Origin of the sequence: Streptomyces sp. NPDC088732 (assembly GCF_044751205.1) — a bacterium.
Taxonomy (GTDB): Bacteria; Actinomycetota; Actinomycetes; order Streptomycetales; family Streptomycetaceae; genus Actinacidiphila.
Genome location: NZ_JBIVLI010000004.1, coordinates 195,129 through 212,851 on the forward strand (window position 1 = coordinate 195,129; position 17,723 = coordinate 212,851).

The window sequence follows — 17,723 nt, forward strand, 5'->3', positions numbered from 1 at the left end:
CTCGTGCAGCCAACCGGCACGACCACAGTGCACTCTTGTCTGATTACCCTGCGTGTGCTGCATGAGCGCTCAACCACGAACAGCACATGCAACGTTTCCTGACATCAGACAACAGGGGCGGGGATGGCGGCACTTAGGGGGGGCGCGGCCGTACCGGGCACGCGCTGCCAGATAGACATCGAGGCGGACGGCTCCTACTCGTGGCGGCTCACCGCGTCGAACGGCCGGGTGATCGCCGTGGCCGCGACCGTGTACAGGGATTACGGCGAGTGCCGTGCCGCGTTCGAGTACCTGTGTGCGGAGGCCGAGGGCTTACCCGGCGAACTGCACCATTCCGCCGAGGGCAACGGCTGGGTCTGGCGGGTGCGCGACCGCAGCGGCCGGTCCGTCGCCGTGGCCTCGCGCGCCTATGAGCGGCACTCGACGTGCCGGACGGCATACGACCGTTTCCGTGCGGTCCTGACCGAACTCGGTTCGGGGCGGGCGGCGTTGTGGGACGACGCCGACTGAAATGAAATCCACACACGGCTGTTGCCGGAAGTTGCCCCTAGGGGGCGTCTCGTTCACATTCGTGTGCGCGGGTGTCCACCGCGTCCCAGAAGTGTCGTAGCACGTGACGACGCGAACATCCGAACAGCCAGTGGCTCCGGCCCCTCGACCGCCGAGACGCCTGTACCCGGACCCAGGCCTGTCCGACCGCGTGTTCCGGGCCATTCTGCGCGGCGGCGGCGCCCTGGTCCTCGCGATCATGCTGCTTGTCGGCGGCTTCCTGACCTACCGGGCCTGGCAGGCGTTGTCGGTCGCGAAGTGGTCCTTCATCACCACGCAGGCGTGGGAGCCGGAGGCGCACAACTTCGGCATCGCGGCGGTGCTCGTCGGTACGGTGCTCATCGCCGCTGTCGCCATCGTGTTCGCGGTGCCGCTCGCTCTCGGTACCGCGCTCTACATCTCCGAGTTCGCCCCGCCGCGGATCCGTCAGACCCTCATCAGCGTCGTCGACCTGATGGCCGCGGTGCCGTCGGTGGTCTACGGCCTGTGGGGCCTCTTCTACTACCAGGGGCACGTGGTCACCGTCTCGCGCTGGATCTCCACCTACTTCGGCTGGATACCGGCCTTCAAGGTGGACGGCTCGGATCCGAACGACCCGCTCGCCACCGCGACGGTGTACACCTCCTCCACCTTCATCGCGGGCATGGTCGTGGCCCTGATGGTGGCGCCGATCACCTGCTCGGTGATGCGGGAGGTCTTCTCGCAGGCGCCGGTCGGCGAGCGGGAGGGGGCGTACGCGCTCGGTGCGAACCGCTGGGGCATGATCCGCAGCGTCGTCCTGCCCTTCGGCAAGGGCGGCATGATCGGCGGCACCATGCTGGGCCTGGGCCGGGCACTGGGCGAGACCATCGCCGTCTACATGATCATCTCGCCGGTCTTCGCGATCCAGCCGCACATCCTGCAGAACGGCGCCAACTCGGTCTCCTCCCTGATCGCCCTGCGGTACGGCGAGGCCACCCCGTTCGGCATGTCGGCGCTGATGGCCGCCGGCCTCGCGCTCTTCCTGATGACCCTCGTCGTCAATTTCGCCGCGTCGTCGATCGTCGCCCGCAGCCGTTCCGGCGCGGCGAGCGACTCCTAGGAGACCGAGTCCGATGACCGTCACCGCTTCACAGAGCCAGAAGACCGGGCAGGGCCTGCGTCCCGGGCCGAACCCCGGTGGTCCGCAGAAAGGATCCGGCGCGGGCACCAACCTGCCCGGACGCCGGACCGGCGACGGTACGGCGCGCGGTGAGGCGCGCCGCAACCTGTCCACCCTGCGTGCCACCGACATGTACGCGATGGTGGGCGCCGGCGCCGCGTCCGTCGCCGTCACCTGGCTGCTCTACGACCGATTGCTGCCGTTCAACGGCGCGCTGGGCTTCGTCGTCATCGCCTACGCGCTTTTCATCGGCATCTACGCGCTGACGGTCTCCTTCGACGAGGACGGTCCCGCGGTCCGGGACCGGGTGGCCGCCGCGGTCGTCCAGAGTCTCGGTCTGGTGATGCTGACCGCGCTGGCGTTCGTGGTCGTCTTCACCCTGTTCGAGGGCCGCAAGGCACTGCCGCACCTGAACTTCTACACCCAGTCGATGGCCGATGCCGGTCCGCTCGAACCGCTCGACGTCGGTGGCATCCTGCACGCGATCGTCGGCACGCTGTGGCAGATCGGCATCGCGCTGGTGATCTGCATCCCGGCCGGGCTGGTGTGCGCGGTCTTCCTCAACGAGATCCCCGGTGCCTTCAGCCGGTTCGTCCGCACCATCGTCGAGGCGATGACCGCGCTGCCGTCCATCGTCGCCGGTCTGTTCATCTACGCCATGTTCATCCTGGGGCTGGGCTTCGACCAGTCCGGTCTCGCTGCCGCGCTCGCCATCTCCGTGATGATGCTGCCGATCATCATCCGCGCCTCGGACGTGGTGATCCGGCTGACTCCCGGCACGCTGCGCGAGGCGTCCTACGCGCTCGGCACCTCGCGGTGGCGCACCGTCTGGCACGTGGTGCTGCCCACCTCGCGGTCCGGGCTGACCACGGCGGTCATCCTGGGTACCGCGCGCGGCGTGGGCGAGACCTCACCGGTGCTGCTGACCGCCGGTTTCACCGCGGAGCTCAACACCAATCCGCTCCACGACCCGATGGTGTCGCTGCCGCTCGCCGCCTTCGAACTCGTCAAGTCCCCCGAGCCCACCTACATCGCCCGCGGATTCGGCACCGCGGCGGTGCTGCTGGTGCTGGTGCTCGTCCTGTTCGTCATGGCCCGCATCTTCGGCGGCCGCGGTCCGGGCAAGTTGACGCATCGTCAGGAGCATCGCGCGGTCAGGGCCTCGCAGCGTGACGCCCGGCGCTTCGCGCCGTCCGCAACAGCAGACCAGTCGCCAGTCCGTCCCGCACCGACGAGGAGCACCCCGTGATACCCGCACCCGTCCGCCGTACGCGCCCCCTGCGCGCGTACCAGGCACTGGCGCTGTTCGTCGCCGTGGTCTGCGCGCTGCTGGCGGTCCGGCCGCCGGGCGCCGCCGCGGCCTCCTACACGAAGATCAGCGGATCCGGCTCCACCTGGAGCGCCAACGCCATCGAGCAGTGGCGGCGCAACGTCCGCCAGCAGGGCATGACCGTGAACTACGCGTCGGTCGGCTCCACGGTCGGCCGCAGCCAGTTCGCGTCCGGGACGTCCGACTTCGGTGTGTCCGAGATTCCGTACGGCCTCACCGACCTGGGTCAGCAGGACCCCCCGCCCACGCGCAAGTACGCCTACATGCCGATCGTGGCCGGCGGTACCTCGTTCATGTACAACCTGAAGATCGGCGGTCGGCAGGTCACCAACCTCCGGCTGTCCGGGGATGTGCTCAGCAAGATCTTCACCGGCAAGCTCACCATGTGGAACTCGCCGGAGATCAAGGCCGACAATCCCAGGCTGACCCTTCCGGCCCGGCGCATCGTCCCGGTCGTCCGCTCCGACGGCTCCGGTACCACCGCGCAGTTCACCCTCTGGATGTCCAAGGAGCACTCCGGGCTCTGGAACGACTACTGCCGCCGGGCCGGCAAGACACCGCCCTGCGGACTGACGTCGTACTTCCCGAACATCCCCGGCTCCGGCTTCGTCTCCCAGTCGGGCTCCCTCGGCGTGGCCGGCTACACCCGGCAGCCCCAGGCCGAAGGCGCCATCACCTACGTCGAGTACTCGTACGCCAGGAACGCGGGCTTCCCGGTGGTCAAGGTGCTCAACAGGGCCGGCTACTACGTCGAGCCGACCGCGTCCAGCGTGGCCGTCGCCCTGACGAAGGCCGAGATCAACAACGACCCGCGCTCCGCGAACTACCTGACGCAGCAGCTGGACAACGTCTACCGGTACGGCGACGACCGGACCTACCCGCTGTCCAGCTACAGCTACATGATCATCCCGACCAAGGAGGAGATGGGCTTCACCCAGGCCAAGGGCAGGACGCTGAGCGCCTTCAACAACTACTTCCTGTGCGAGGGCCAGCAGCTGGCGGACCGGCTCGGCTACTCGCCGCTGCCGCGCAACCTGGTGGAGGCGGCCATGGCGCAGACCCGGAAGATCCCCGGGGCCGTGGGGAACACCATCGACATCAACACGTGCAACAACCCGACCTTCTCCGGCGGCAGGAACACCCTGATCCTCAACGCCCCGCAGCCGAAGGCGTGCGACAAGAAGGGCCCCGACCAGTGCGCCGACGGCACCGCCGGCGCCCAGCAGCCCACCGTGCCGAGCGGCACCTCCGGCGGCACGTCCAGCACGGGGGGCAGCGGCTCCACGGGGGCGACGGGATCGACCGGCGGCAGCGGTTCCACGGGTTCCACGGGAGGCAGCGGTTCCACGGGATCGACCGGCGGCAGCGGCTCCACGGGTTCCGCGGGAGGCAGCGGCTCCACGGGGGCGACGGGATCGACGGGCGGCAGCGGCGGTACCACCGGTGACCCCGGCACCGCGGCGGGCGGGACGAGCGGTGGGACCGTGCTCGACCCCGACACCGGTCAGCTCGTCAGCACCGAACAGACCGGCGACACCTCCGTCGTCGCCAGTCCGGTCTCCCTCGGCACGGACGACGCCCTCGGACTGCGCACCGCACTGATGGCACTGTCGGCCGTGCTGCTGCTCGGTGTCGTCGTCGGACCACCACTCGTCGCCCGCGTGATGGCCAACCGGGCCCGCCGGAACGGCGGCTCGGCATGAGGACCGCACTGAACCGGCCCCGGCCGCGCATCCTCCTGGCCGTGGGCTCGCTGCTGGCCGCCCTCGTGGTGGCCCTGGTCCCGCTGCCGCCCACCGGCACCGCCGCCGCCGCGGACGCCGGCGCGGAGTCCTCCGCGGTGACGAAGACGGGGACCAAGGGCACGTACAACGACTTCTCCCACCTGAAGGTGACCGTCCACCAGACCAAGGACCTGCGCTCCCAGAGCGTGCGGGTCAGCTGGGAAGGCGGGACGCCGACGGAGTCGGACACCCAGTTCAACACCAACTTCCTGCAGATCATGCAGTGCTGGGGCGACGATCCGGCCGGGCCCGCGCGAGAGCAGTGCGAATTCGGCGCCACAGGAGTTCCGCTTCCCGGCATCATGACCAGTAGCCGGCGGGTCGCCAGCACCGGGTCCGGCGTCGGCGATCCCGGGGAGACGCAGTACCCCGGCACCAACAACTTCGTGCCCTTCCGTCCCGTCCACGGGGCGCCCACCACGTCCTCCACGGACTACACGTACTTCGGGCCGTTGGACACCAACGAGCAGATAGCCGGCCGGATCTTCGGCAACGGCACGGGTGAAGTGGGATTCGAAGTACAGGACGGGAGCCAGGCCGACCATCTCGGCTGCGGTGCGAACACGGCGCCGCCCGGCGCTGCCGTCACTCCGCGTTCCTGCTGGCTGGTCGTCGTGCCGCGCGGCACTTACGACGCGGACGGCAGTGACAGGGGCGCGGGCAACAAGCTCGACACCTCGCCGCTGTCCGCGACGAACTGGGCCCAGCGGATCGTCTTCCGCCTGGACTTCCAGCCGATCGGCTCGTTCTGCCAGGTGGGCCAGGCGGAGCGAACCGTATCGGGTTCCGAACTGGCCGACGACGCGGTCGCGTCGTGGGGGCCGACGCTGTGCTCGTCCACGGGGAGCACGTTCGTCTTCAACCGGGAGGACGAGGAGAGCGCCAGGGGCGAGGTACTGAGCACCACGCCCCAGACGCCCGGGCTGGGGGTCACCGTCGACCCGGTGGTTCAGCCGGCAGGCGGACCATCCGTCGTGCACGCTCCGGTGGCGTTGTCCGGTCTGGGGTTCGCCTTCTTCATAGAAGGCCCTTCCGGCGTGGTGCGCGACATGAATCTGACACCGCGGCTCGTGGCCAAAATGCTCACCCATTCCTATGTGAGAGACGTGCCGTGGGCCATCCCTGTTCCGGGGCATGTGAAAGGCAATCCTGATTACTGGACCCAGGACCCGGAATTCAAGGAACTGAACCCGGAATTCCCTGGTCAGATTACGCCCATGAGCCTCATTGTTCCGCAGGGGAATTCTGACACCGCGCGCATGATCTGGAACTGGCTCCAGGCGGACAAGGACGCCCGGGACTTCCTTGCCGGAAAGAAAGACCCCTGGGGAATGAAATTGAACCCCTATTTCAAGGACCTGGGCCTGGACACGGCCCTGAACAACTTCCCCAAGGTGGACGAGACGCGCGCCCCGGCCCTGGCCGGACTCCCGCCGGACCCGCCCGACTACGGAATCATCGACCTCGCCCCGTACGTGGCCGATCTGCACGACGGCGCCCTGCGTACCCGCCGGGGCCACAACGGCCGAACCATCCAGCAGGATGTGGGCTCCACCACCAACGCCAGGGGTCTCAAGGCCGACGAGATCTTCCCGGGCCACCATGCCGTGATGGCGATCGTCGATGCCGCGTCCGCGGAGCGTTACGGACTGCCGACAGCGGCCCTGCGCAATGCGGACGGAAACTTCGTCAGGCCCTCGGCCGGCACGCTGCAGGCAGGCGTCGATGCCATGCGACCGTGGCCGGACAACTCCGCCGTGCTCAAGCCCGATCCGGCACGGGCCAAGGGCCAGGCGTACCCGTTGACCGCGGTGACCTACGCCGCCGCTTCGGTGAACCAGGACGCGCAGGCCCGCAAGGCGTACGCGAATTTCATCAGGTTCGCCGCGGGGCCGGGCCAGACGCCGGGCCGGTCGGCAGGCGAACTTCCGCCCGGCTACGCGCCGTTGCCGACGAAGCTCCGCCAGCAGGCCGAGGCTGCCGCCGACGCCCTGGAACGAGGAGCGCCCGCGGACGGCCCTTCGACCGGTGGGCCGGCACCGGGCGATCCCGGGGGCGGTGACTCCGGCGGTGGCTCCGGCGGTCCCGCATCCGGGGCCGGAACAGGCGGAACGTCCTCCGGCACGGGCGCCGGCGGAGCGTCCTCGGGCGGAACGGGGGGCGACACCGGTGGCGCCGGCGGCGGCCCCGGCGCGGTGCCGTCGAATTCATCGGCCGCCGCGCCCGGATCCGCGCCTCCTTCCGCCGTGCCGCAGCAGAATGTCGCGAAATCCGGTATTACCCCCGGCGAAGCCCTCGGAGTGATCCGCTGGGTCCTTCTCGCCGTTCTTGTTCTCGGTGGGGCGGCGGCTCTGACAGGCCCGGTGTTTCTTCGTTTTGCGCAACGGCGGACCCCCTAGGAGACACCTAGGAGGCTTGCCCGTAACCTTTTCCTCCATGGGAATTGGTGGCCACCGCATTAAAAACTTGGAAGCGTATGCGGTGGCCGGCCGACGGGTCGGCAGCACGGAAATCCGGATTCAGCTTGAACGTCCAGTCTTCGAAATCCCGAAACAAGGAGTTCTGAAGTGAACGTCAAGTCTCGCGCCAAGGTCGGCGCCGCGATCCTCGGCGCCGCGGCGCTCGGCGTCGGCATCCTGGCCGCCCCCGCGTCCGCGGACGCCCCGATCCGTCAGCTGGCGGGTGTCGGTTCGGACACCACGCAGTACGTCATGAACGGTCTGGCCAACGGCAGCGTCGTCGTGAACGCCGGCGGCGCGAACTACGTCACGTCGTGGGACGCCGTCGCCCAGTCGGGCGCCGCCGACCCGTTCACCACCAAGAACCCGGCGACGACCCCCGGATGCACGTTCACCCGCGCGGAGGCGAACGGCTCCTCGAACGGCATCAAGCTGCTCAACGCCGACATCGCGAACGGGGGGAGCGTCTGCCTCGACTTCGCCCGCTCCTCGCGTCAGCCGAACGACACCAGCAGCGCGGACCTCACCTGGATCCCGTTCGCCAAGGACGCGGTCACGTACGCCACCGACCTGGGCAGCACCATCGGGTCCCAGGCGCCCGGCACCTCGAGCAACCCGTCTCTGACGACGACGCAGCTGCACGACATCTACACCACCTGCAAGTACACGGATGCCGCGGGCGCCGTGCACACGGTGCAGCCGCTGCTGCCGCAGGCCGGCTCCGGCACCCGGTCGTACTGGCTGTCGTCCATCAGTGTCTCCGAGGCGCAGATCACCGCGGCCAAGGCGAGCTGCGGCCTGGTCGACACCATCCAGGAGCACGACGGTACGGCGATCACCAACCTCAACCAGATCATGCCGTACTCCGTCGCCCAGTGGATCGCCCAGGGCAAGAGCCTCCCGGGCGTCCCGAACCGCCGCGGCGAGTCGCGTCTGCGCAACATCGGGGGTGTGGCACCCACCACCGGCTCCGGCAGCGCGCTCGCGCTCAACCCGAGCTTCGTCTTCACCCGTGACGTCTACAACGTCGTCCAGACCTCCCGGCTCAACGAGGCCGCGATCGACGAGGCGTTCGTGGTGAAGTCGAGCGTCCCGGGCGACACGGCGGATGTCTGCCAGGACACCACCACCATCACGACCTACGGCTTCGCCGCCATCCCCAACTGCGGTGCGACCACCCTCACGGGCAAGAGCTGACCCGTGATCGTCCTCTGATCCCCGCGTGACGGCCGGGCACCCTCCAGGTGCCCGGCCCCACGTGCTGTCGCCCTATCCGTCCACCAACCGTCCCCCGGGGGGCAATCGCCATGACAGTGCTCCATCCCTTCCGAAGAGCGGCATCGATCGCGGCCGCCTGCGCCCTGCTCGCCCTGGGCCTCGTGACCCTGGTCGCATCCCAGTCCCAGCCCGCCCGGGCGGCGTCCATCGGGACTTTCACCATGGCGCCCAGCGGCAAGTTGAGCGATCCGGAGCCGCTCGGCAGCACCATCGGCATACCTGCCGCGTGCCCCGACTTCGTCATCGACGACGGAAACGGTGGCGTGATCACCTTCCCCTTCAACTGGGGCCTTTTTCTCAATGTGGTCAAGGACGGCACAGAGGTCCGCGCGATAGACGGCATCTACAACGACGCGGACCGGCCCTACGACTCGGCGAAGACGATTTCGCTGGCCGCGGCGGACAACCCCGATCTGGCGGTCCACGACCTGTCGCAGATCTTCAGCGGTGACGGCACCTACGAGCTGCGTCTGCAATGCATGGACGATTTCTCGGGCACCCACCCGGACTCTCCGTACTGGACCCAGCAAATCACCGTCACCGGCGACGACTGGGTGGTCGGAGAGGGTGCCACGGCCGTCACTGTCGCGTTGCCGGAGTACAGCCCCAGCCAGCCCGAGCCGGGCCAGGAGGTGACGCTCACGGCAACGGTCACGCCGGCGGAGGCAGTCGGCACGGTGACTTTCCTGGACGGTGGGACACCGCTGAACCAGACGCCGGTCCAGGTCGCCGCCGGGAAGGCCGAGTTCAAGACGTCGACGCTGTCCGACGGAGGCCACTCGATCATCGCCCGGTTCACCCCGGACAACCCCGCCGAGTTCGGGGCGTCCGAGTCCGAGGCCCGGACCGTGACGGTGCAGTTGCCGCGGGCCGAGATGCTCGACAACGCCGGTCAGCGGATCGCCCCGGGCTCGGAGCTCCAGCGCGGCCAGACGGTCAAGCTGATCCTCCGGGGATGCGCAGCCGGCGACTCGTACGGACTGACCATGAATCTGGGCGCCGGTCCCACGGATGCCACGTTCCCCGACAGGACGGCGGACGCCGGCGGCGTGGTGACCTGGGAGGCGCTCACGGTTCCCGAGGACGCGGTCGCCAGCCCCAACTACAACTGGGTGTGGACCCCGAACTGCGACCCGACGTTCCCGACGATGGCGTTCAAGGTCCCCGAGCCGCCGTCCGGGTCCCCGAGCCCCACCGACTCCACGACGCCCACCGACGATCCGACCGACGACCCCACCGACTCCCCGTCGCCCACGGACTCCGCGACGGACACGTCCGGCACGACGTCCGGGACCAGCGGCGGCGACACCGCGGGTGACTCCGGCGGCAGCGGTGACACCGGAGGCACCGGCAGCAGCGGCGGCTCCGGCTCCGGCGGCTCCGGCGGGAACTCGCCTCAGGGCGGCCTCGCCTCCACCGGAAGCCAGATCGCGCTGTTCTCCGGCGTGGGCGCCGTCGTCCTGGCCGCGGCCGGCTTCGCCTTCGTACGGCTCGGCGGCCGCAGGAAGCTGCTGACCTTCGGCCCGCCCCGCTCGTAACGGCCCGCGGAGCACGGGCGGCGGGCCCCACCCCGCCGCCCGCGCTTCCGTTTCTCCACCCACACCACTCCACAGGGAGCGCACCCCGTGACCACGCTGTCCCCGCCCCCGCCCGTCGTGGCGCCCGCGCCCGCGCGCCCGCCGGATGCCGGGCCACCGCTCACCCGCCCCGGCCTCGCGTTCGCCGGGGCGGCCCTGTGCGTCCTCGCCGCGCTGCTGCTCGGCTTCGCCGCCGACCTCACCCTCGTGGGCAATCTCCAGCACGCCCGCGACCAGCGGACGGCGTACGACGAGCTGCGCCGGCAACTTGCCCTGGGCACCGCCCCGGTGGGCCAGCGGACCTTCGACGGCAAGCCGCTCGAACCCGGCGCCCCCGTCGCGTTGCTGCGCATCCCGGAACTCGGTCTGGACGAGGTCGTAGAGGAGGGCACCACCTCCGGCGTGCTGATGGCGGGTCCCGGGCACCGCCGTGACACCCCGCTGCCGGGGCAGGCGGGCACCAGCGTGATCATGGGCCGCCAGTGGGGGTACGGCGGCCCGTTCAACGATCTGCACCGGCTGGCCCCCGGCACCGCGATCGAGCTGACCACCGGGCAGGGCACGGCCCGCTACGAGGTGACCGGCCTCCGCCGCGCGGGCGACCCGCTGCCGTCCGTCCTCGAACAGGGCCGGGGCCGGCTCACCCTCATCACCGCCGAGGGCCCCGCCTACACCCCCTCCGGCGTCCTGCGCGTCGACGCCGACCTGGTGAGCGATGTCCAGCCCAACCCGCCGCGTCCGCAGGCCGCCGGCTGGATCGAGGGCTCCGAGCAGGCCCTGGGCCGCGAGAACTCGGTCTGGCTCCCGGTCTTCCTGTGGTCGCTGGCGCTGCTCGGCGCGGCGCTGCTCACCACCTGGGCCCATCGCGTGTGGGGACGCTGGCAGACCTGGATCGCCGGTGTACCCGTCCTGGTCGCGCTCGGCCTCGCCGTCTCGGGCGCCGCCGCCCGTCTGCTGCCCAACCTGCTCTGACCGACCCCTGAACCACTGGGAGCCACGTCATGTCCGATCCCACCGACACGCTTGTCGGCGAAACCCTGCGCATCCCCCCGGTCGCCGCCCCGGCCGCCGTGGCGAGCGGCAGCCCGGCCACCCTGGAGGCCGACGCGATCTCCGCGTGGTTCGGCGACCACAAGGTCCTGGACGAGGTGTCGCTCACCATGCCCGCCCACCAGGTCACCGCGCTCATCGGCCCCTCCGGTTGCGGCAAGTCCACCTTCCTGCGGATCCTCAACCGCATGCACGAGCTGGTCGGCTCCGCGTCGCTGGCCGGCCGGGTGCTGCTCGACGGCGACGACATCTACGACCGCGGGCGCCGCATCACCCAGGCCCGCCGCCAGATCGGCATGGTCTTCCAGAAGCCGAACCCCTTCCCGGCGATGTCGATCTACGACAACGTGGTCGCCGGCCTCAAGATGGGCGGCATCAAGGCCGCCCGCCAGGACAAGGACGCCCTGGTCGAGGAGTGCCTGACCAAGGCCGGCCTGTGGAAGGAGGTCCGGGATCGCCTCCGGCAGCCCGGCGGCGCCCTCTCCGGCGGCCAGCAGCAGCGCCTGTGCATCGCCCGCTCGCTGGCGGTGCGGCCCCGGGTGCTGCTGATGGACGAGCCGTGCTCCGCCCTGGACCCGACCTCCACCCGGCGCATCGAGGAGACGATCCACGAGCTCTCCCACGAGGTCACCATCGTCATCGTCACCCACAACATGCAGCAGGCCGCGCGCGTCTCCGACCAGTGCGCGTTCTTCCTCGCCGAGCAGGGCACCCCGGGTGTCATCGTCGAACACGGCGCCACGGACGCGATGTTCAACAACCCGCAGGACCAGCGCACCACGGATTACGTCAACGGCCGTTTCGGGTAGTCGATCGGTGTCCGAACGGAGGTGCGCGATGAGAGGCATCCGGGCGGCCGCGACCGTTGCGGGCCTGGTGGCGTGCGCGGCCCTCGCGGGCTGCGGCGCCCCGGCCCCGGCCGGTGAACCGCTCGCGGGGCCGGAGCCGGTCCCCGTCGCGAGCCCCACCCGATCGCGGACGCCGTCGGCGTCCGCTGCCCCGGTCACGCCGGCCGTCACCAGCACGGCGTCGCGCGCCGCGGCCCCCCGGCGCCCCCCGTCGGCACCGCCGCGGACCCACCCGCCGGTCCCGCCGTCCGCGGGCGCGACCACCGCGTCGCCGCGGCCCGGACTCCCGGATCTGTCGCGCACGGCGCCCCCCTCCCCGTCCGCGCCGCCGACCCCGCGGGCCACGCCCACCGCCCCGGCGTCCTCGCCGCCGCCGTCGTCACGGGCCGCCTCCCCGGTGCCCTCCTCGCCGGTACCGGACGCGGTCACCGCCCTCCACATCGGCGACTGGTCGGCCCAGGTCGTCCGCGGCGACCAGGAGACCGTGGACGCCTGCCGTGACGCCGTCCAGTGGGACGGTCCCGAACTCGGCAGCGAGGACGGATACGCCCTGCGCACCGCCGTCGTCGTGGGCCACGACTACTGCGGCTTCCAGCGGTTCGCCACCCTGCCGATCGGCACGGCCGTCACCGCCACGACCCCGCGCGGCACCTTCACGTACCGCGTCTACGCCCACCACACCGAGCCCGGCCGCGGCACCCCCTCCCACGGCCTCTACTGGGGCGACCTGACCCTCCAGTCCTGCGTCGGCCCGAATACGGGCTTCAGCTACCTCAGGCGCGAATGAGCCGGCTCCGTCTGTACGCCCAGTCCCAGGACCGCGCGAGATACGACGTTCACCTCTGAACTCCTTGTCGCTGGATTTCGAAGACAGGACGTCCAAGTGGAATCCGGACTTTCGCAGGGTCCGCCATTTCACGGGAAAGTGATGCGCGTGGGCGCGGGGATCAGACGGTGGTCCCTGTGAGCCGCTCGGAGACGTCCCACAGCCGCTGGCGTTCGGCGTCGGTCGCGCCGCTCAGCGGGGAGTACATCCGCTGCTCGGCGGGCGGCCCGCCCAGGTTGCCGGGGCCGCTGGGCCCGTAGAGTGCGCCGGCCTTCGCGGCCGGATCGGTCGCCGCCATCAATGCGGGCAGTTTCGCCGTGGCGACGGTGCCGACGAGGATGCCGCTCGCCGAGAGCGCCCGGATGAGGCGGACCGCGGGTGTGTCCTTGGGGCGGCCCAGTTCCGGGCGGGCGGCGAGCAGGCTCGTGGGGGCGACACCGGGGTGGGAGAGGTTGCTGGTGATGCCCCAGCCGTTCGCCTCGCTGCGGCGTTGCAGTTCGATGCCGAAGAGCCCGAAGGCGATCTTGGACTGGACGTAGGCGCGCTGCTTGTCGTACCCGCGCTCCCAGTTGAGGTCGTCCCAGTTGATGGAGCCGCTGCGCGCGGCGATGCTGACCTGCGAGGTGACGCGGGCGCGGCCGGCCCGCAGCAGCGGGAGGAGGTGGCCCACGAGCGCGAAGTGGCCCAGGTGGTTGGTGCCGAACTGCAGCTCGTGGCCCTCGGCCGTGGCCTGCCGGGCCGGGGGGACCATCACGCCGGCGTTGTTGACGAGGATGTGGAGGGGCCGGCCCTCTTGCCGGAGGGTGTCGCCGAGGGCCGCGACGGAATCGAGCGAGGCCAGGTCGAGGACGCGCAGGGAGACCTTCGCCCCGGGAACGCTGTGCCGGATCTCCCGGATCGCTTTCTCGCCCTTGGCGGGATTGCGGACCGGCATGAGGACCTCCGCTCCCGCGGCGGCGAGCCGCGCGGCTATTTCCCGGCCCATTCCGTCGCTGGCGCCGGTGACGAGGGCGCGCTTTCCGGAAAGGTCCGGAATGGTGATGTCGATCTCGCGACGAGCCACGATGCACTCCTTGGGTCGTTGTTTCCGGAACAACACTCGGGGACACCGCGACCTCGTTCCAGGGACTGCCCATCCATGGATACGGAAAAAGGGAATGCACCCTTCCGTTTCTGCGGGAGAGGGGGATCGCCGGTCCGTGGCTCCAGCCGGACGCGGCCGGTAGAAAGGACGGCACAGGACCGGGGAGAGGGAGACCATGATCGATCGCGTCGGGCTGGCCGCGTTCCTCCGCAAGCGCCGGGAGTCGCTGCAACCCGAGGACGTCGGCCTTCCACGCGGCTCCCGGCGCCGTACGAGCGGTCTGCGGCGGGAGGAGGTCGCGGCGCTCTGCCACATGTCGACCGACTACTACTCCCGTCTCGAACGCGAGCGCGGGCCCCAGCCGTCGAGCCAGATGCTCGCCTCGATGGCCCTGGGGCTGCATCTCTCGCTCGCCGAGCGCGACCACCTCTTCCGCCTCGCGGGACAGCGGCCGCCGGACCCCAGCGGGATCAGCGAGCACATCAGCCCGGGCCTGCTGCGCATCCTCGACCGCCTCAGCGACACCCCCGCGGAGATCGCCACGGAGCTCGGCGAGACCTTGCGGCAGACCCCGATGAGCGTCGCGCTGTCCGGGGACATGACCCGCTACACCGGACCGGCCCGCAGCTCCGGGTTCCGGTGGTTCACCGATCCCTCGGCACGCCAGCGCTACGCGCCGGAGGAACACGCCTTCCTCACGCGCATGTACGCCTCGGGACTGCGCGAGGTCGTCACCCTCCGCGGGCCCGGCTCGCGCGCGGCGCAACTGGCCGACCTGCTCCTGGGCAGCAGCGAGGAGTTCCGCCGGGCGTGGGACAAACACGAGATCGGCGTACGCGCCCACGAGGTGAAACGCTTCGTGCACCCCGAGGTCGGCCCCCTCGATCTCACGTGCCAGCGCCTGGTCGATCCCGAACAGGCCCACTCACTGCTCGTCTACACGGCCATCCCCGGCACCGAGAGCCACGAGAAGTTGCGTCTGCTCTCCGTTATAGGGGCCCAGCCGCTCCGCTGACGCGCCGGGACGGCGTGCGTCGCCCGTTCGGGGGATGGCGGCATCGTCACTTTCGAAGTACTTTCAAAAACATGCCTACCGAGACCGGCGCCGTGAATTTCTCCGAGCTGGTGAACAAGAACAAGCAGACTCTCGCCCGGCTGAAGGAATCGCCCCGGTTGCTCTTGCACCGCAGGGATGGAGAGGACCTGGTCCTCACCACCGCGGCCCGGGCGGAGCAGGACCAGACCGTGGTGTCCGCCGCCACACGCATGCTCGCCGCGATCGCGCGGCGGGAGCCCGGCAGCATGGAACTCCTGCTCGACCTGCTTCCTGACGCGTTTCCCTGGGTGCGCTTCCTGCCCGAGCCCGATGTCCACGCCTTCGCCGTCGAACTGGTCGACACCATGCGTGCCGCGGATGCCCTGGGGAACAGTGCATCCGTCGCCCAGGTGCTCGTCGCCTGGCAGCACACGGCCGAGGCCCACTCCGATCCCGAACTGCTGGCCGCGCTCACCAGGGACCACGACGAGGACTACGGCGCGGTACCCGATCCGCGGGACACGGTGTGACGGCCGGCCGGGCGACCGAACGGCGCCTCCGGCGCCGGAGGGTCAGTGGGAGGTCCGCTTCGCGGACGCGGCCTCGGCCAAGGGATGGGAGAACCTTGCCGGGCAGGCCCCTGGAAACACGTACCGTGCGTGGCTGACGATGCGCACGAACCCCCGCCCGGTCGTGGAGACATCCCGGCACCATCGGCTCAAGGGCAGCCTGGCGCACGGCACCCACAGAGGGCGGACCTGCGAGCAATGGCAGATCGAAGTCACCGGCGGCGGTCGCGTCTGGTACCTGGTGGACACGGCGCACGACACGTGCTGGATCACCTTCGCGGGTGCGGGACACCCGCGGGCCACCGAGCGCCGCTGACGGAGCGCGGCCGTGTCGCTCCGTCAGCGGACGGGTGGGTCAGATGCCCGCGGCCGCCGCGAGGTCGGACTTGAGCGCGGCCAGGACCTCCGCCGCCCGCGTGCGGGTGGCCGCGAGGGTCTCGGCGCCGCCGGGGACCGGGAGGACGACCTCCAGGTAGCACTTGAGCTTGGGTTCCGTGCCGCTCGGGCGGACGATGACCCGGGCCGCCTCGACGGGACCGGCGCCGGCCAGGTGGTAGCGCAGGCCGTCCGTCGGGGGCAGGTCCTCGGTGCCCCGGGTGAGGTCCTCGGCGGTCGTCACGGCCAGCCCCGCCAGCGAGGTCGGCGGCCGCTCCCGCAGCCGCGTCATGGCCTCGCCGATGAGGCCGAGGTCGGCGACCCGCACCGAGAGCTGGTCGGTGGCGTGCAGGCCGTACTCCAGGGCGATGTCGTCCAGGAGGTCGGAGAGGGTGCGGCCCTTGGCCTTGAGCTCGGCGGCGAGTTCGGCGACGGCCAGGGCCGCGCTGATGCCGTCCTTGTCACGGACGCCCCCGGGGTCCACGCAGTAGCCGAGGGCCTCCTCGTAGCCGTAACGCAGGCCCTCCACGCGGGAGATCCACTTGAAGCCGGTCAGGGTGTCGGCGTAGTCCAGGCCCGCCCGGGCGGCGATGCGGGACAGCAGCGAGGAGGAGACGATGCTCGCCGCGAAGGTCCCGGTGGCGCGCTGGTGCACCAGATGCGTGGCGAGCAGGGCGCCCACCTCGTCGCCGCGCAGCATCCGCCAGCCGGCCTCCGTGCCGCGGTCCGGGACGGCGACGGCGCAGCGGTCCGCGTCGGGGTCGTTGGCGATGACGATGTCGGTGTCGACGCCCGGCGCGAGCGCGCGGGCGGCGGCGAAGGCCAGGTCCATCGCCCCCGGCTCCTCGGGGTTGGGGAAGGCGACCGTCGGGAAGTCCGGGTCGGGCTCGGCCTGTTCCGCGACGACGTGGGGGGCGGCGAAACCGGCCCGCGCGAAGGCGGCGGTCAGCGTGGAGCGGCCGACGCCGTGCAGGGGGGTGTAGACCACGGACAGGTCCCGCGGGGAGTGCCGGTCCACCACCGAGGCGACGCGCTCCAGATAGGCCTCGACGACCTCGTCGCCGTAGACCTGCCAGCCGTCACCGGCCGGCGGCACGTCCGCGAGCGGGCCGATCGCGGCGATCTCGGCGGCGATGCCGGAGTCGGCGGGCGGCACGATCTGCGAGCCGTCGCCGAGGTAGACCTTGTAGCCGTTGTCCTGGGGCGGGTTGTGGCTCGCGGTCACCATGACGCCCGCGGCCGCGCCGAGATGGCGTACGGCGAAGGCGAGCACGGGCGTGGGCAGCGGCCGGGACAGCAAGGCGGCGCGCAGCCCGGCGCCGACCATGACGGCGGCCGTGTCGCGCGCGAAGTCGTACGACTTGTGGCGGGCGTCGTAGCCGACGACGACCAGTCCGTCGCCCTGGCCGTGCGCCTTGAGGTACGCGGCCAGGCCCGCGGCCGCGCGGATGACGACCGAGCGGTTCATCCGCATCGGACCCGCGCCGATCTCGCCGCGCAGACCGGCGGTGCCGAACTGCAAGGTGCCCGCGAACCGGTCCGCCAGGTCGTCCGCCGCGGCCCGGTCACCGGCCTCGGCGGAGGCGAGCAGCACCTCCAGTTCGTCCCGGGTGTCCGGGTCGGGGTCCTCGGCCAGCCAGGTACGGGCCTGCCGGATCAGCTGCTCTGCGCTGTTGCTTGCGCTTGCCACGTCATGCTCCTGCGATGTCTCGGTCGTCGGTGCCGCCTCCGCCGCCGCGGCGGCCGGTCCCGGGACCGGCGTGCCGGGGCCGACCGGGGGCCGGGGGCCGGGTGGGGGCGGCGCGTGCCGGGGGACC

15 protein-coding genes are annotated in these 17,723 nt (G+C 71.0%); 13 read left to right on the forward strand and 2 right to left on the reverse strand.

All coding sequences use genetic code 11. The features are described from left to right. Positions 1-123 precede the first annotated feature (123 nt). The 10 genes from ACIP9H_RS08815 to ACIP9H_RS08860 all read left to right on the forward strand — a co-directional run bounded on the left by ACIP9H_RS08815 (position 124) and on the right by ACIP9H_RS08860 (position 12,803). Positions 124-510: a hypothetical protein gene (locus ACIP9H_RS08815; protein WP_401580953.1), complete on the forward strand. Its 387-nt coding sequence runs from the start codon at positions 124-126 to the stop codon at positions 508-510. 190 nt (positions 511-700) lie between these two features. Further along, entirely contained in the window at positions 701-1,630 is a 930-nt protein-coding gene (gene pstC / locus ACIP9H_RS08820) for a phosphate ABC transporter permease subunit PstC (RefSeq protein ID WP_401580951.1), read from the forward strand. A 13-nt stretch (positions 1,631-1,643) separates the two neighbouring features. Then, positions 1,644-2,939, forward strand: a complete 1,296-nt coding sequence (gene pstA, locus ACIP9H_RS08825) for a phosphate ABC transporter permease PstA (protein WP_401580950.1) — start codon at positions 1,644-1,646, stop codon at positions 2,937-2,939. Continuing rightward, entirely contained in the window at positions 2,936-4,723 is a 1,788-nt protein-coding gene (pstS, locus tag ACIP9H_RS08830) for a phosphate ABC transporter substrate-binding protein PstS (protein ID WP_401958369.1), read from the forward strand. Before pstA ends, pstS begins: the two co-directional genes overlap by 4 nt. 41 nt (positions 4,724-4,764) lie before the next feature. Beyond that, the gene (locus ACIP9H_RS08835) at positions 4,765-7,203 is read left to right on the forward strand and encodes a hypothetical protein (protein WP_401958372.1); all 2,439 of its coding nucleotides are present in this window, start codon (positions 4,765-4,767) and stop codon (positions 7,201-7,203) included. Between the two features lie 168 nt (positions 7,204-7,371). Continuing rightward, positions 7,372-8,460, forward strand: coding sequence for a hypothetical protein (locus tag ACIP9H_RS08840; protein WP_401580947.1), 1,089 nt, complete (start codon positions 7,372-7,374; stop codon positions 8,458-8,460). Positions 8,461-8,570: 110 nt separating this feature from the next. Then, a complete protein-coding gene (locus ACIP9H_RS08845) occupies positions 8,571-10,079 on the forward strand; it encodes an Ig-like domain-containing protein (RefSeq protein WP_401958375.1) in 1,509 nt (502 codons plus the stop codon). Positions 10,080-10,166: 87 nt separating this feature from the next. Next, a complete protein-coding gene (locus ACIP9H_RS08850) occupies positions 10,167-11,090 on the forward strand; it encodes a sortase (RefSeq protein WP_401958377.1) in 924 nt (307 codons plus the stop codon). A 29-nt stretch (positions 11,091-11,119) separates the two neighbouring features. Next, positions 11,120-11,977 (forward strand): phosphate ABC transporter ATP-binding protein PstB, encoded by an 858-nt coding sequence (pstB, locus tag ACIP9H_RS08855; RefSeq protein WP_401580942.1) that lies wholly within the window; start codon positions 11,120-11,122, stop codon positions 11,975-11,977. A 28-nt stretch (positions 11,978-12,005) separates the two neighbouring features. After that, positions 12,006-12,803, forward strand: coding sequence for a hypothetical protein (locus ACIP9H_RS08860; protein ID WP_401958380.1), 798 nt, complete (start codon positions 12,006-12,008; stop codon positions 12,801-12,803). 160 nt (positions 12,804-12,963) lie between these two features. Here ACIP9H_RS08860 and ACIP9H_RS08865 read toward each other — a convergent pair whose 3' ends face one another. After that, positions 12,964-13,905 (reverse strand): SDR family oxidoreductase, encoded by a 942-nt coding sequence (locus ACIP9H_RS08865; protein ID WP_401580938.1) that lies wholly within the window; start codon positions 13,903-13,905, stop codon positions 12,964-12,966. Positions 13,906-14,101: 196 nt separating this feature from the next. On the opposite strand from ACIP9H_RS08865, the gene ACIP9H_RS08870 reads away from it, so the two are divergent. The 3 genes from ACIP9H_RS08870 to ACIP9H_RS08880 all read left to right on the forward strand — a co-directional run bounded on the left by ACIP9H_RS08870 (position 14,102) and on the right by ACIP9H_RS08880 (position 15,847). Next, the gene (locus ACIP9H_RS08870; RefSeq protein WP_401580936.1) at positions 14,102-14,941 is read left to right on the forward strand and encodes a helix-turn-helix transcriptional regulator; all 840 of its coding nucleotides are present in this window, start codon (positions 14,102-14,104) and stop codon (positions 14,939-14,941) included. Positions 14,942-15,012: 71 nt separating this feature from the next. Further along, the gene (locus ACIP9H_RS08875) at positions 15,013-15,492 is read left to right on the forward strand and encodes a hypothetical protein (protein ID WP_401580935.1); all 480 of its coding nucleotides are present in this window, start codon (positions 15,013-15,015) and stop codon (positions 15,490-15,492) included. A gap of 139 nt (positions 15,493-15,631) precedes the next feature. Next, positions 15,632-15,847 carry a hypothetical protein gene (locus tag ACIP9H_RS08880; RefSeq protein ID WP_401580933.1) on the forward strand — a complete coding sequence of 72 codons (216 nt, stop codon included), beginning with the start codon at positions 15,632-15,634 and terminating at the stop codon, positions 15,845-15,847. 39 nt (positions 15,848-15,886) lie between these two features. On the opposite strand, the gene ACIP9H_RS08885 is transcribed toward ACIP9H_RS08880, so the two are convergent. Continuing rightward, positions 15,887-17,596 (reverse strand): phospho-sugar mutase, encoded by a 1,710-nt coding sequence (locus tag ACIP9H_RS08885; protein ID WP_401580931.1) that lies wholly within the window; start codon positions 17,594-17,596, stop codon positions 15,887-15,889. Between the last annotated feature and the right edge of the window lie 127 nt (positions 17,597-17,723).

Bases quoted from the DNA above. Each gene is read 5' to 3' on its own strand.
- ACIP9H_RS08815 (WP_401580953.1), top strand. From the start codon at position 124: ATGGCGGCACTTAGGGGGGGCGCGGCCGTACCGGGCACGCGCTGCCAG.
- pstA (WP_401580950.1), top strand. From the start codon at position 1,644: ATGACCGTCACCGCTTCACAGAGCCAGAAGACCGGGCAGGGCCTGCGT.
- ACIP9H_RS08845 (WP_401958375.1), top strand. From the start codon at position 8,571: ATGACAGTGCTCCATCCCTTCCGAAGAGCGGCATCGATCGCGGCCGCC.
- pstB (WP_401580942.1), top strand. From the start codon at position 11,120: ATGTCCGATCCCACCGACACGCTTGTCGGCGAAACCCTGCGCATCCCC.
- ACIP9H_RS08860 (WP_401958380.1), top strand. From the start codon at position 12,006: ATGAGAGGCATCCGGGCGGCCGCGACCGTTGCGGGCCTGGTGGCGTGC.
- ACIP9H_RS08870 (WP_401580936.1), top strand. From the start codon at position 14,102: ATGATCGATCGCGTCGGGCTGGCCGCGTTCCTCCGCAAGCGCCGGGAG.
- ACIP9H_RS08875 (WP_401580935.1), top strand. From the start codon at position 15,013: ATGCCTACCGAGACCGGCGCCGTGAATTTCTCCGAGCTGGTGAACAAG.
- ACIP9H_RS08880 (WP_401580933.1), top strand. From the start codon at position 15,632: ATGCGCACGAACCCCCGCCCGGTCGTGGAGACATCCCGGCACCATCGG.